Consider the following 13,041-nt stretch of genomic DNA (forward strand, 5'->3'; position numbering starts at 1 on the left):
GTACAAGCACAGTTGTACAAGAGGTGTTGTACATTGAAGTTGGTAGATGTTACGCTCGTTTCATGGATCAACCTGAGGCCTCGAACGGGCAACGGACTCCTCTCATCCGTGATGCCGCTACTCTCCGGCGAGTCGCCACGCCAGATCGGATCAGAATCTATGAGTTTCTGGTCCGCACAGGCTCGTCCCGGGTTAGCGCGATCGCAGGGGCGCTTGGGCTAGCGGTCGGCTCGGTCAGCCATCACCTTCGGGTCATGTATCAAGACGGCTTTGTCGTCAGGGCGGACGAGCTAGCGCCTGATCGGCGTTCGCGCTTCTGGCGGGCAGTCCCGGGAGGGATCCGATGGGAGTCACCTTCTGATCCCGGCGAACTGCAGTACTTGTCGGCTGTAGACGAAGCCCAGACGGTCATCCAGAGTCGACGCGACGATGCTGTCCGTGCTTGGCGGCAGTCGCTCGCATCGTGGCCGTCGGCTTGGCGCGAGGCAGCCATGGACACTGACTCTGTACTGAAGTTGACGCCCGACCAGGCGGAGAACTTCCGCGATGAGATCCTCGAGGTCATCGCGCGGTGGCGGCAATGCACGCCAGCTTCAGGAATTGCCCGTGATGTGTTCGTATCGTTCATGTCAATACCGATGGGACAGCCGCGAGCGTGAACTCATCTTTCCGGCGGGCTGGGCCAGCCAGCATCTGGTTGAGCGGCGATAAGGCTTTCGTGAGGTACTTTGGCGCGCGCGCGATATCGCTGCTGGCCGTCAGCATGGCCCCGCTGGTCGTGACGTTTGCAGTACTTTCGATCAGCACCAGCGCACACGAGTTGGCTGTAGTCACAATCGCTCGAACTCTGGCTATGCTTGTGCTCTTGCCGGTCGCCGGAGTAGCGGCAGATCGAGTTCGTCCTGGCACGATCCTTGTGACTGCACACGCCATCGCGGCTCTGAGCCAATCCTGTGCGGCTCTCCTACTGCATGCTTCACTGCCAAAGATTCCGTTGTTGACCGTAATGGAGGCCATCAACGGCGGGGCCAGCGCGTTGGCTCTTCCGGTGTTCATGGCGATCGTTCCGGCCGTCGTCGAGGATAGACATCTTGTCCAGGCTAACTCCGCTATCACCATGGTTCGTAGTGCCGCAACGATCGTTGGACCACTATTGGCCAGCTTATTGATCTCTTCAGGTCCGAGTGCTGGTCTCGCGCTTAATGCGGCGCTGTTTGCTCTGTCTGCATGCCTTTGCGGTCAATTGAGACTTGGGGCGCCTGCGACCGATCTGTCTGCTGGACGAAGGCTTATCGACGATATCCGGGAAGGATGGGTTGACTTTGTGTCCCGCTCTTGGATCTGGTCGGTCGTATTCGCTTTCACACTTGTCAACGCGGTCTTTGCCGGCGTTCAGAGCGTAATTGGCCCCATAGTGGCGGTATCCCATCGAGGTCTTGGGCAATCAGGCTGGGGTTTGGCTATCGCTGCGATGGGCGCTGGTATGTTCATTGCCGGTATCGTTATGTACCGCATGCGCCCACGCCACCCGTTAGTCTCCGGACTTGTCAGTGCCACCACCATTGCGCTGCCCCCGTTGTGCCTCTGGGCCGTCCCAAGTGCTCTGCCAGTGGCTTGCGCCTTTCTGGTTGCCGGCATCGGTATGGAAGTGTTCAGCATCTGCTGGCTCAGTGTGCTGCAATTCAACGTACCGCAGGATCGACTCGGCCGCGTCTCTACTTTCGACGCGCTCGGTTCTTACGTGGCTGTGCCCATTGGGACCAGTCTCGCTGGAGTTCTTCAGCCGATTCACGGGGATCTACTACTTCCGCTCGCCGCATTGGTGATCCTTGTTTCTGCCGCAGCCCCGCTAATTGTTCCGAGTGTGAGGTCGATCACGGCTAATACGTGGAGCGACTCCATCGCGGACTGCCCGGAGAAGGATTGACCCTTGACCCGGCAAGGCCTCAGGGTGCGACCGGCGGGACGTCGGTGTTGAGCGCGTCCAGCAGCGGGGTCCAGTCTGTGGCCGGGTCGAGGCCGAGGACGCCGGCCCATGCGGGCACGCACTGCTCCGCGGCGTACTTGTGCCCGTACCCCGCGCCGATGCTGCGGCATACGGGCATGTCGGCCGCGATCTGCCAGAAGGTGATGACCGGAACCCAGGTCATGCGTCCCATGGGGGTGTTCGTCCCCCGCATCTCGTCCATCCATTCGGGCTTGCGCCACAGCAGCTTCGGCGCCCACCACACCACGGGATCGGTGTCGTTCTGCAGGTAGACGAAGCGGGGTTCGTCCCACGGCCCGAACGGCACGTCGCACGGATCGGTGACGAGGTGGTCGCCGGTGGTGGCGAACCGCACGTGGCGGCCGTCGTCCACCACCGGCCAGACCTGCGTCGAGTCCGGGCTGCGGCGTCTGGTGAACGCCGACTGCAAGGGGGTGAAGCCGGGGCAGCCCGTCCACACACCACCGGCGGCGCGGCTGAACAGGTCGTCGGGGCTCTCGAAGATCCCGTTCGATCCGAACGCCCCCAGCGACTCGCCCGCGACGTACAGCTTGGGGCGCCGTGATTCGGGCAGGGACGCTACGCGCTCCTCGATCGCGGCGAACAGCATCTGGGAGGCGTTCACGGGCACGGCCTTCGAGCTGATCATGGTGACCGCCGAGGGCAGCCCCGAGTACTGCATGGCAGCGACGGCACTGTCGCCCCTCATCAGGTACTCGAACGCCGATGTGCTCCATTCGTTGACGTTCCCGCGTCCGGTCGTGGTCACCACGAGGATCGCCTTGCGCTCCCATGCCCCCGTCCGGTCGAGTTCGGCGAGTACCGCGTCGACGACCTCGGGCAGCGTCCGGCCGTTCATCGACGCATAGGCACGGATCGGCTGCAGCGGCTCCTCGGAGGCCGCAGGGAGACCGGCCATGACCTCGGCGACGCGCGCGAGCGTGGGACCCGCGCAGGTGAAACGCTTGCCCTGCAGGCCCAGGCTGTCCCAGGGCTCGAGCGACTCGCCGCTGCCCGAGTGCAGCGGCGTGGTCGGCTGGAACACGTTCGGTGGCGTGCGCAGGTCGACCTGCGCGGACGCGGTGGTGGCCACTCCGACGACGCCACGCAGGATCACCTGATCGAGGAGCACCAGGATCGTGGCGAGCACGACGAGCGTCGACACCGCTCGCGCGACCAGGTCGCGTGCGAACCGGTTGTGCAGATGTGTGGAGAGGATGTTGATGGACGCGAGGGTGAGGCGCCACTGGGCCAGGAACAGCCAGAAGACACCGGACGCCGCCCCGGCCGAGGCGACCGCCCAGAACGCGTCCGGGCCCGGGTGACGCACATAGGCGGCGGTCTGCCGGTGCCAGCGGATGGATCGCAACGGAATGGCGACCATGCCGAGACCGGCCACGGCCGCACCCGCGGCGATGCCACCGCGGCGCACGCCCGGCTTGATGCGGACGCCGAATCGTCCGGCCACCGTCTCCGCCAGCCAGGTGGCCAGCAAGCCGAGCTGATAGCCGCTCATCGCGCCTATCCCCGCGACCAGACCCTGGAAATACCACGGGCGGGGAAGCAGGCTGGGGGTGTAGGACGCCGCGTAGCCGGCGATGCCGGTCGCCACCTCGGGGACGGTGAGCGCCGTGACCTGCGCGGCCAGCGTCTTCCCCGTTCGTCCCACCCGGCCGGGCCTCAACCGGCCGCCGTGCAGGATGACCCCGTTCCTGCCGATCAGCCGACTTCCGCTGAACGGGTTGTGCAGGCGCATGGGCTCAGCTTAGGGGCATCGGCTGGTGAGCAACCATTCAGCGTGCGGGCCGGTCTGCTGCACCGGCCCGCACGCGGGGCCGTTCACTGCGCTGCGGGACGCAGCAGGTCGGTCATGCGCTGCAGTTCGGCCAGCATCGCCGGCCCTGCGGAGGCCACGGCATCGGGGAGTGTGGCCACGCCGTCCTTGACGTACTGCATGGCGAACGGCACGGAGATGGCGGGCTGCACGGAGATGATGCCGAGGCATGCCAGAACGCTGTCGAGGGCGTTGGTGGCCCGCAGACCCGCCGAGGCGCCGCCGTAGGAGAAGAAGGCGGCGGGCTTGCCGCGCCATTCCGGGCCGAGGTAGTCGAGGGCGTTCTTGAGTGCCGCGTTGAAGGAGTGGTTGTACTCGTTCGTCACGAAGACGAAGGCGTCCGCGCCGCCGACGATCTTCGCCCAGGCCTTGGTGTGCTCGTGCTGGTAGTTGCCGAACCGGGGGTGCTCGGGCTCGTCGTAGAGAGGCAGGTCGATCTCCGCCAGGTCGGCGAGTTGGACGTCGAAGTCGCTGTGTGACTGTGCGAAGTCGACCGTCCAATCGCCGAAGGCGCGGCCGATGCGGCCGGGGCGGGTGCTGGCCACGATGACGAGCAGTGTGTGAGACATGATCCTCCTGATCACGATGGTGGGGGCGTGGAAACCGTCGGCGCCCTGTGGGGTGGTTCGTTTCTCAATCATCACTCCGGGTGGGCGGGAGTGGGCGGCCGATGTTCGCGGCGAGACGGGCGCCGATCCCGTTCCTCCGGGCGGAGATCGGCACTGCGCAAACAGTGTGGAAAGTTGTGGCGCGAAGTCGGACCACAACTTTCCACACTGTTTGCCCGACCGTCAGGCGAGAGCGGGAGCTTTCGTCCGGATGAGGTAGTCCCAGGCGCTCAGGCCGGCGGCCGCCCCGCTGCCCTGAGCGACGACGATCTGCTTGTAGGGGGTGCTGGAGCAGTCGCCGGCGGCGAGCACGCCCTCGACCGAGGTCGCGCCGCGGGGGTCGGAGACGATGTCGCCGCGCGGCGTGAGGTCGAGGGTGCCCTTCAGCCACTCGGTGTTGGGCAGCAGGCCGATCTGGACGAAGACTCCCGCGATCTCGACGGTCCTCGCCTCGTCGGTGGCTCGGTCCACATAGCCGAGCCCGGTCACCCGGGAGCCGTCCCCGAGCACCTCGGTGGTCCGGGCGTTGGTGATGATCGTCACGTTCGGCAGCGAGCGCACCTTGTCGAGCAGGATGTCGTCCGCCTTGCACTCGGGCATGAACTCCAGGACGGTGACATGCCGGGTGATGCCGGCCAGATCGATCGCCGCCTCGATGCCCGAGTTGCCGCCGCCGATGACGGCGACGTCCTTGCCCTTGAACAACGGGCCGTCGCAGTGCGGGCAGTAGGTCACGCCCTTGTTGCGGTACTCCTGCTCGCCGGGGACGCCCATGTTGCGCCACCGGGCGCCGGTGGCGACGACGACCGAGCGCGCCCTCAGGGAGGCGTCGTCGCCGAAGTTCACCGTGAACAGGCCGCCCGGCTCGGAGGGGGGAACCAGCGCGGTGGCCACCTGTGAGGTGATCACGTCGATCTCGTACGCGTTGACGTGCTCTTCCAGGGCGGCCGCGAAGCGCGGGCCCTCGGTGTAGGGGATCGAGACGATGTTCTCGATGCCGAGGGTGTCGAGCACCTGGCCACCGAACCGTTCGCCCACCAGTCCGGTGTTGATGCCCTTGCGGGCGAGGTAGATGGCCGCCGCGCACCCGGCCGGTCCCTGTCCTACCACCAGCACCTCGTACGGCTTCTTCTCGTTGAGCGCCTCGGCCTGCCGTGCCGCCGACCCGGAGTCGAGGCGCTTGACGAACTCCTCGATGGTGGTGCGGCCCTGGCCGAACAGTTCCCCGTTGAGATAGATCGTGGGCACGGCCAGCACGTCCTTGGCAGCGACCTCGTCGCCGAACAGTGAGCCCTCGACCGCGGTGTGCTTGATGTTCGGGTTGAGCACGGCCATCGTGTTCAGCGACTGGACGACGGTGGGGCAGTTCTGGCACGACAGCGACATGTAGGTGACGAACTCGAGGGGCCCGTCGAGTTGCTTCACCTGGTCGATGAGGTCCTGCGACTCCTTGATCGGGTTGCCGCCGACCTGGAGCAGTGCGAGGACCAGGGAGCTGAACTCGTGGCCCATCGGGATCCCCGCGAAGCGGACGGAGATGTCGGTGCCCGGGCTCGTGATCGCGAAGGCCGGCTTCCGATCCGAGGCGTCGTCGTCCCTGCGTACGGTCACCTTGTCTGACAGGGCCGCGATGTCGGTGAGCAGTTGTTCGAGTTCTTCGGACTGCGGGCGGTCGTCCAGCGATGCCACGAGTTCGACTTCGCGTGTGATGCGGGGCATCAGTGCGGTGAGTTGCGCGGTCAGGTTGTCGTCCAGCAGGCGGGCACGAGTGGGCATGGTTCTCCTTCGGATGCTGTGGATCGGGGGCAAAAGGGGGTGGGGGTGGGACGAAGCGGTGGCGGGCGGCGGTCCGTCCGCCACCGCGATGTGGCTTGGGGGTACGGAGCCGATCAGATCTTGCCGACGAGGTCGATCCCGGGGGTGAGGGTCTTGGCGCCCTCTTCCCACTTGGCGGGGCACACCTCACCCGGGTGGGCCGCGATGTACTGGGCGGCCTTCACCTTGCGCAGCAGCTCAGAGGCGCTGCGGCCGATGCCCTCGGCGGTCTGCTCGATGTACTGGACGACGCCCTGGGGGTCGACGAGGAAGGTGGCGCGGTCGGCCTGCCCCAGGCCCTCACGCATGTTGTCGAAGTTGGTCGTGACCTGCCCGTTGCTGTCACCGAGCATGAAGTAGCGAACCTTGCCGACCTCGTCACTGTCGTCGTGCCATGCCTTGTGGACGAAGTGCGAGTCGGTGGAGACGGAGTAGACCTCGACGCCCAGCTCCTGGAGTTCGGCGTAGTAGTCGGCCAGATCGCCGAGTTCGGTGGGGCAGACGAAGGTGAAGTCGCCGGGGTAGAAGAAGAAGATGGCCCACTTGCCGAGTACGTCGGTGTCGGAGACCTCGACGAACTCGCCGTTGTGGTACGCCTGCGCGGTGAACGGCAGGATCTTGGTGTTGATCAGTGACATGGCTCGATCGCTCCTTGGTGTCTGGGCTGTACAGGGGATCCATTGGCTGCAACGTGTGCTCGTCCGGGGTTCATTCCCCGGGTCGGCCGAATCCCGCATCGTGGAAGAAACCATTTCCCCGGTGAACTATGAGAGATAGTAGTTATTTTGACTTGATCCAATTTGGGACGACGCCCGCGGCTCGCCGCCGTGGGAGTTCCGGCGGCCTCAGTTGCCGCTTCGGCGCGGGATCGCGCTCGTGCCGTCGTCCGTGTTGTCGTCCTGACATCCGGGTGGACGCCCGAGTTGACCTCCTCGGTGCTGCGGTTGGTGCGGTGGGCCGCGGCTTCGGTGCGGCTCACGCGGGCCGCGTACAAGGACGGCACCCCGGCCAAACGCCACAGCCGCTGCGGTGTGGCTCACGCGGGCCGCGTGTGCTTCCCGAGGACGCCCGGTTCTCCCGCGGGTGCTGTACCGCCCGCGGGAAGATGGGGCACCCGCGCGAGGTCAGGCGGCCCGCGTGAAGCACGCTGTTGGTGCAAGAGCGACCCGTCGGGTCGCGGAGCGCCCTGCGATGCGTTGCAAGCTTTATTGCATACAATTTTGCTCGACGCGTGTGTATGTAGGAGGTGTCGGCGATGCTCGATGAGGAACTCGAGTCGTTTTCGGATCAGACGGCGGACGATCATCCGCTGGGTCTGGCGGGGCAGGTCTACGACAGCCTGGTGGGGCTGATCCTCCAGGGTCAGCTGACCCCCCGGCAGCCCCTGCGCATCCACGCTCTGGCCCGTCGGCTCGGGGTGTCGGCGACCCCGGTGCGCGAGGCTCTCGTCCGGGCGAGCGCCATAGGCATCGTCACCCGAGAGAACAACAAAGGCTTCCGGGTCGCTCCGCGACCCAGCGCGGCGGAACTGGACGATCTGTTCGTGGCGCGCATCGCCCTTGAGGCACAGACTGCGCGCCTGGCATCGACGCGGGTGGACGATTCGCTCATCGAGCATCTTGAAGAGGCGCTTGATTACCAGAGACGATGCGGCGAAGAGTCGACGTTCGAGAGCTTCACGGGCTTTCTCAACGGCGACCGGGTGTTTCATGCCCATATTGCCGAGGCGGCACGCAACAGGTTCTTGTCGACCGCGCTCGACATGCTCGGCAGTCATGTGCAGAGGTACCGGTCGTTCAACGAGACCGTGGTGACCGACCGGGACGAGACCCTGGCCGAGCATCGCGCGATCATCGACGCGATCCGTGACCAGAACCCGCTCGCCGCCGAGGCCGCGATGACGCTGCATCTGGCGAACCTCCGCATGCGTGTCCGCCGCGAGCGGATCGGTGAGGAGCCGGAGCAGCCCTCCCGGTGATCGGCCAGCAATTTTCTGCGAAGGTTGACTGACTCCAAAATATATACGATATTAGTAAGTGCGTCATCAAGGCATCGCTGGCAAAGGAGACAGCACGAGGTGAACGGCGTCGTTCCGCGCAAGGCGCCGATCCGAGGGTGAGTCGCACGGGCGAAGACCCGGATGGAGCGCTGGGGGCCATGGTGGCCGACACGGCGTCAGCTGCCGATGCTGGCGGTGACGAGCGCGGATCGACGGGAAAGAGAGGACCCCGAATGGGTACAACCACGACCGAAACCACCCGCCCACGACTGGCAATGACGCTCGGCGATCTGTCGGGCATAGGCCCGGAGTTGGCTGTCAGGCTGCTTGCCTCCGCGCTCAATCGAGACAAGGCCGACGTACTTCTGCTTGCCTCCGCAGATGAACTGGAGCGTTTCGCTAACGAAGTCGGTGAGGCCGTTCCCGTATCGGCGCATGGGGAACCCGGCCATGTGACCCTGGTGGGCTCAAGGTTGGCCGATCAACCGGTGGAACGGGGCGTCGCATCAATGGCTGGCGGCAGGCGCTCGATGAGCGATCTGCTCGATTGCCTTGATCTGTTCAAGAAGGGCCGCGTCGACTCGATCATGTTCCTGCCGCTCAACAAGTCGGCCCTCCATGACGCCGGGATGCACGAGGAAGACGAACTGCGTTGGTTCGCGAAGGAACTCGGCTACAAGGGCGTGACCTCCGAACTCAACTTTGCCGGAGGCCTCACAACTTCACGGGTGACGTCCCATTGCGCGATCAAGGAGGTTCCGGAACGCGTCAATGCCCGATCGGTCTTCGATGCCATCCGCTTGCTCCACGAGGTGATCAGCGCGAATGGAATCGACAAGCCGCGGCTGGCGGTGTGTGCCCTGAATCCGCACGCGGGCGAGTCTGGCCGGTTCGGGCGCGAGGAAATCGATCACATCGTGCCGGGGATCCGGTTGGCGCGGGACTCGGGCATCGATGCATCGGGGCCTTTCCCCTGTGACACGGTCTTCATCGCGGCCCGTGACGGCGCCTACGACGGCGTCGTGACGATGTATCACGATCAGGGACAGATCGCCATGAAACTCATGGGCTTCGACGCCGGGGTCACCGTTCAGGGCGGACTCCCAGTGCCCATCGCCACACCGGCGCACGGCACTGCCTACGGCATCGTCGGGCAGAACAAAGCCAATGTCGGGGCGGCGCAGCAGGCATTCGACATAGCGGTCGCGCTCGGGCATCGCACCGTTGCCAACCGAGTGGGGGCCGGACGATGAGCACGCCGATCGCGGGGCCGGCGCGCGCAGACGGCATTGCCGTCGACAAAGGTGCCTGGGCGACGAGGTTGGTCTTTCTCGTGGTCGGTGTCGCGGTTCTGGTCGCGGGAGTCGGGTACGGCCTCGAGACGGACGCGGGACTCGTCGGCCCAGGCCTGGTGCCGTTCGCGGCGGGCCTGGTGACCGTGGTGGCGTCCCTGTGGGAGTGCGTGCGGACGTTCCTGCTGGAGCGTCGTAGCGCGGGCCCGGACGCTACCGCGTCCCGGATTGCGAATACCGTCGAGGCGTCTGCTCCAGAGGACCTGGACAATTTCGGGCGCAGCACGCTTCAGCGCAATCGGGCAGTCGTTCTCGTGTTCCTCGTCCTGGCGGTGACGGTCGTGTTGACCTACGTCATCGGGCTGCTGCTGGCGCTGAGTCTCATGGTCATCGCCCTGTTGGTGCTCATAGAGAAAAAGCGCTGGTGGGTCGGCCTTCTTGGCGGGGTGGCGGCGTTCCTGTTCGGCTACTTGGTGTTCGGCCTTGCACTCAAGGTTCCGCTGCCGACCGGGATGCTCGGTCTGATCTGAGGAAGTGGAGACAATGCTCGAGAACATCCTTCTGGGATTTCAAACCTCCCTTACCCCTGAGAACCTGCTGTGGTGCCTCATCGGCGTGGTCCTAGGTACGGTCATCGGCATGTTGCCGGGGCTCGGAGCGACTACCGGTGTGGCGATTCTCCTTCCGTTGACTCTCTCGATGGATCCGGTGACGGCGCTCATCATGCTGGCGGGCATCTACTACGGCTGTCAGTACGGCGGAACGATCGCGGCGGTCCTGATCGCGACGCCCGGTGACGCGAACGCAGTGGCGACGGTCATCGACGGCTACGCCCTGGCCAGAAAAGGACAAGCTGGCAAGGCGCTGGCCATCGCCGCCATCGGCTCGTTCGTGGCGGCCATCATCTCGTTGGTCCTGTTGTGCCTGGTGGCTGCCCCGATCGCGACGTTCGCTCTCAAGTTCGGGCCAGCCGAGATGCTGGCCATCATGATCATGGGATTGTTGACGATCATCTCCTTCTCCGGTGAGAACCTGGCCAAGGGGCTCATGATGGCGGGGGTCGGCCTGTTCCTGTCGACGGTCGGCATGTCGTCGGGTTTCGCGAAGTCCCGGTTCACTTTCGGCAGCGTCAATCTGCTCGGCGGCATCGATTTCGTCGTCGTCATGATCGGAGTCTTTGCGATCGGCGAGGTCGTCAGTCAGATCGGGGCGGGTGGAGTGCAACCGATCCGGACGAGGATGCGCGACATGGTGATCCGCAGGAAGGACATCCAAGAGTCGCTGCCTTCCATCCTCCGGGGAACAGGGGTCGGGTTCCTGCTCGGTTGCCTGCCCGGGGCGGGCTCCACGCTGGCGGCGTTGGTGAGCTACGGAGTGGAGAAGCAGGTCAGCCCGTTCAAGGCGAATTTCGGCCATGGCGCCATTCAGGGCGTGGCGGCTGCGGAGTCGGCCAACAACGCTGCGGCCAACGCCAACTTCGTCCCGACCCTGGCCCTCGGCGTCCCGGGCGGCACAACGACGGCGGTGCTGCTCGGAGCATTCGTCATGTACGGCGTGCAGCCTGGCCCTCTGCTGTTTCAGAACCAGCCAGCTCTCGTCTGGGGGTTACTGACGTCGTTCTTCATCGGCAACGTGATCCTGCTCGTACTGAATCTGCCGTTGGCTCCGGCCTTTGCACAGGTCTTGAGGCTGAACTACGCGTTCCTCTATCCGGCGATTCTGTTCTTCAGCTTGATCGGCGCATTCGCGGTCGGCAACAACTCGTTTGCTCTGATCGTGGTGCTGGCTGCGGGGGTTGCGGGTTTCTTCCTGAAGAAGTACGACTACCCGACAGCGCCGCTGATCCTCGGACTCGTGCTCGGCCCGATGGCGGAAAAGGCGCTGGTCCAAACCTCCTCGTATGCCAACGGTGACCTGAGCGTCATCTTCACCGAGCCGATCGCACTCGCGATTCTCGTTCTCACCGTCGCGATCATGGCCGTGCCGAGCCTGGTCAAGCGGATTGCGTCGGCCGGCAAGAAGCGGGGTGATGCCGGAATCGGCGCGAGCAGCGGTACCCCGGACGCTCCAGTGGCTGAGAGCGATGCCGCGGCTCCTGATCCCGAGGCGGGTATCAGTTCTGCGACAGCTGGTGGCAGCGAGCGCGCCACGAGTACGGCGTCATCGCGCGCCATGCCCGACTGAGTGACTCATGCGTCCGATTCCCGGTGGCGGCCGGGACGAAGCAGACCGATTTCGTGCAACGAATAGTGATCAGGAGAACCACATCAATGAACACTCGCAAAGCAGCAAGATTCATTGCCTGCGCCACCGTCGCGGTGTCGCTCACAGCATGCTCCGGTGGTAGCACCCCTAGTGGTGACGGGAGCTTCAACCCGGGGAATCGCCTCACCATGATCGTCCCCATGGCCGCCGGCGGCGGCTCGGATCTTTCGGGACGTGCCATCGCGTCAGGTTTGGAGTCCGTGGTCGGGCAGACGATCTCCGTCGAAAACTTGGAAGGTGGGGGTGGTGCCGTGGGATACGCGGCGTTCATGGGTGATGAAGGGGACGCCTCGTACCTACTCGCCACTGAGACCGCACTGGTCAACCTGCCGTTGACCGAGGATGTGCCGTTCACATGGCGTTCTTTCACCCCGATCATGAAAGTCGGCCAGGACTCCACAATCATGGTGGTTCCCACGAGCGCCAGTTTCGAGACGTGCGCGGATGTCGTGGATGCAGCAAGGTCGGGGCAGGTGCGCGTGGCGGTCTCCGGAGGAGTCACGGGAAACGATGCCATCCAGTTCGGGCTTATCGAGCAGGACCAGGACGTCGAGTTCCAGCGTGTCCCCTACGAATCGGGCGGTGAGGTCATCGCCGCCCTCCTCGGTGGGCATGTCGACGTGTCGCTCACCAACCCCAGCGAAGTGATGGGGCAATTGGAAGCCGGCGATCTGAAGCCGCTGTGCGTGATCGCGGAAGAGCGCTATGAATACCCCGAACTTGCCGACATACCGACAACTGTTGAGCAAGGGATCAATGTCACCTTCTCGCAGTTCCGGGGCATCATCGCCCCCGGTGGTATCTCGGACGAGGCCAAGGCCTACTGGATCGATGCCTCCAGGACCTATGTCGAGTCGGATGCCTTCAAGGAGTACATGTCGACGAACTACATGCAGACAGACCCGCTCTTCGGGGACGATTTCGCGTCCTATCTCGAGACCTACGAGGCTGATCTGAAGGCCGGGTTGGAGAGCTGATCGTCCTCTCCGCCCACTGGAGGTGCCATTCTCGCCCCGAGGGGATGGCACCTCCTTCATGTCCGCCTCAGTTCACGCGGGCCGCGTGTCTTTCCCGAGGACGCCCGGTTCTCCCGCGGGCGCTGTACCACCCGCGGGAGAACACAACACCCGCGTGAGGTCAGGCGGCCCGCGTGAAGCACGCATGATGGACCCGCGTGGAGCAGATGCAGACCCGCGTGACCCAAGTACCGACCCGGATGGCAGCCCGGGAATAACCCTGAT

Annotated in this window: 12 protein-coding genes; 7 read left to right on the forward strand and 5 right to left on the reverse strand. The window is 64.8% G+C overall.

Annotated features, from left to right (window positions below; genetic code table 11):
- The first annotated feature begins 62 nt into the window (after positions 1-62).
- Positions 63-659, forward strand: coding sequence for an ArsR/SmtB family transcription factor (locus FB473_RS18630; protein WP_167170590.1), 597 nt, complete (start codon positions 63-65; stop codon positions 657-659).
- Here FB473_RS18630 and FB473_RS18080 read toward each other — a convergent pair.
- Positions 625-834, reverse strand: coding sequence for a hypothetical protein (locus FB473_RS18080; RefSeq protein ID WP_243864064.1), 210 nt, complete (start codon positions 832-834; stop codon positions 625-627). The genes FB473_RS18630 and FB473_RS18080 overlap by 35 nt on opposite strands.
- Here FB473_RS18080 and FB473_RS15025 point away from each other — a divergent pair.
- The gene (locus FB473_RS15025) at positions 764-1,927 is read left to right on the forward strand and encodes an MFS transporter (RefSeq protein ID WP_243864048.1); all 1,164 of its coding nucleotides are present in this window, start codon (positions 764-766) and stop codon (positions 1,925-1,927) included. The genes FB473_RS18080 and FB473_RS15025 overlap by 71 nt on opposite strands.
- Before the next feature lie 19 nt (positions 1,928-1,946).
- Here FB473_RS15025 and FB473_RS15030 read toward each other — a convergent pair whose 3' ends face one another.
- From FB473_RS15030 to ahpC, 4 genes are all read right to left on the reverse strand, one after another.
- Positions 1,947-3,743 (reverse strand): alpha/beta-hydrolase family protein, encoded by a 1,797-nt coding sequence (locus tag FB473_RS15030; RefSeq protein ID WP_167170596.1) that lies wholly within the window; start codon positions 3,741-3,743, stop codon positions 1,947-1,949.
- A gap of 83 nt (positions 3,744-3,826) precedes the next feature.
- Positions 3,827-4,390 (reverse strand): NADPH-dependent FMN reductase, encoded by a 564-nt coding sequence (locus tag FB473_RS15035; RefSeq protein WP_167170600.1) that lies wholly within the window; start codon positions 4,388-4,390, stop codon positions 3,827-3,829.
- A gap of 222 nt (positions 4,391-4,612) precedes the next feature.
- On the reverse strand, positions 4,613-6,187 hold the full coding sequence (ahpF, locus tag FB473_RS15040) for an alkyl hydroperoxide reductase subunit F (RefSeq protein ID WP_376837125.1): 1,575 nt from the start codon (positions 6,185-6,187) through the stop codon (positions 4,613-4,615).
- Positions 6,188-6,318: 131 nt separating this feature from the next.
- Positions 6,319-6,882, reverse strand: coding sequence for an alkyl hydroperoxide reductase subunit C (gene ahpC, locus FB473_RS15045; protein WP_167170606.1), 564 nt, complete (start codon positions 6,880-6,882; stop codon positions 6,319-6,321).
- Between the two features lie 617 nt (positions 6,883-7,499).
- On the opposite strand from ahpC, the gene FB473_RS15050 reads away from it, so the two are divergent.
- From FB473_RS15050 to FB473_RS15070, 5 genes are all read left to right on the forward strand, one after another.
- Complete coding sequence (locus FB473_RS15050) at positions 7,500-8,222, forward strand: GntR family transcriptional regulator (protein ID WP_167170610.1); 723 nt, start codon at positions 7,500-7,502, stop codon at positions 8,220-8,222.
- Between the two features lie 254 nt (positions 8,223-8,476).
- Positions 8,477-9,496, forward strand: coding sequence for a 4-hydroxythreonine-4-phosphate dehydrogenase PdxA (locus tag FB473_RS15055; RefSeq protein WP_167170613.1), 1,020 nt, complete (start codon positions 8,477-8,479; stop codon positions 9,494-9,496).
- Positions 9,493-10,065 carry a tripartite tricarboxylate transporter TctB family protein gene (locus FB473_RS15060; protein ID WP_167170616.1) on the forward strand — a complete coding sequence of 191 codons (573 nt, stop codon included), beginning with the start codon at positions 9,493-9,495 and terminating at the stop codon, positions 10,063-10,065. The genes FB473_RS15055 and FB473_RS15060 overlap by 4 nt, the downstream gene beginning before the upstream one ends.
- Before the next feature lie 13 nt (positions 10,066-10,078).
- Positions 10,079-11,719, forward strand: coding sequence for a tripartite tricarboxylate transporter permease (locus tag FB473_RS15065; RefSeq protein ID WP_167170619.1), 1,641 nt, complete (start codon positions 10,079-10,081; stop codon positions 11,717-11,719).
- A gap of 221 nt (positions 11,720-11,940) precedes the next feature.
- Positions 11,941-12,777, forward strand: coding sequence for a tripartite tricarboxylate transporter substrate binding protein (locus tag FB473_RS15070; protein WP_208390843.1), 837 nt, complete (start codon positions 11,941-11,943; stop codon positions 12,775-12,777).
- The last annotated feature ends 264 nt before the right edge of the window (positions 12,778-13,041 follow it).

The organism is Brooklawnia cerclae, from assembly GCF_011758645.1.
GTDB classification, from domain to species: Bacteria; Actinomycetota; Actinomycetes; order Propionibacteriales; family Propionibacteriaceae; genus Brooklawnia; species Brooklawnia cerclae.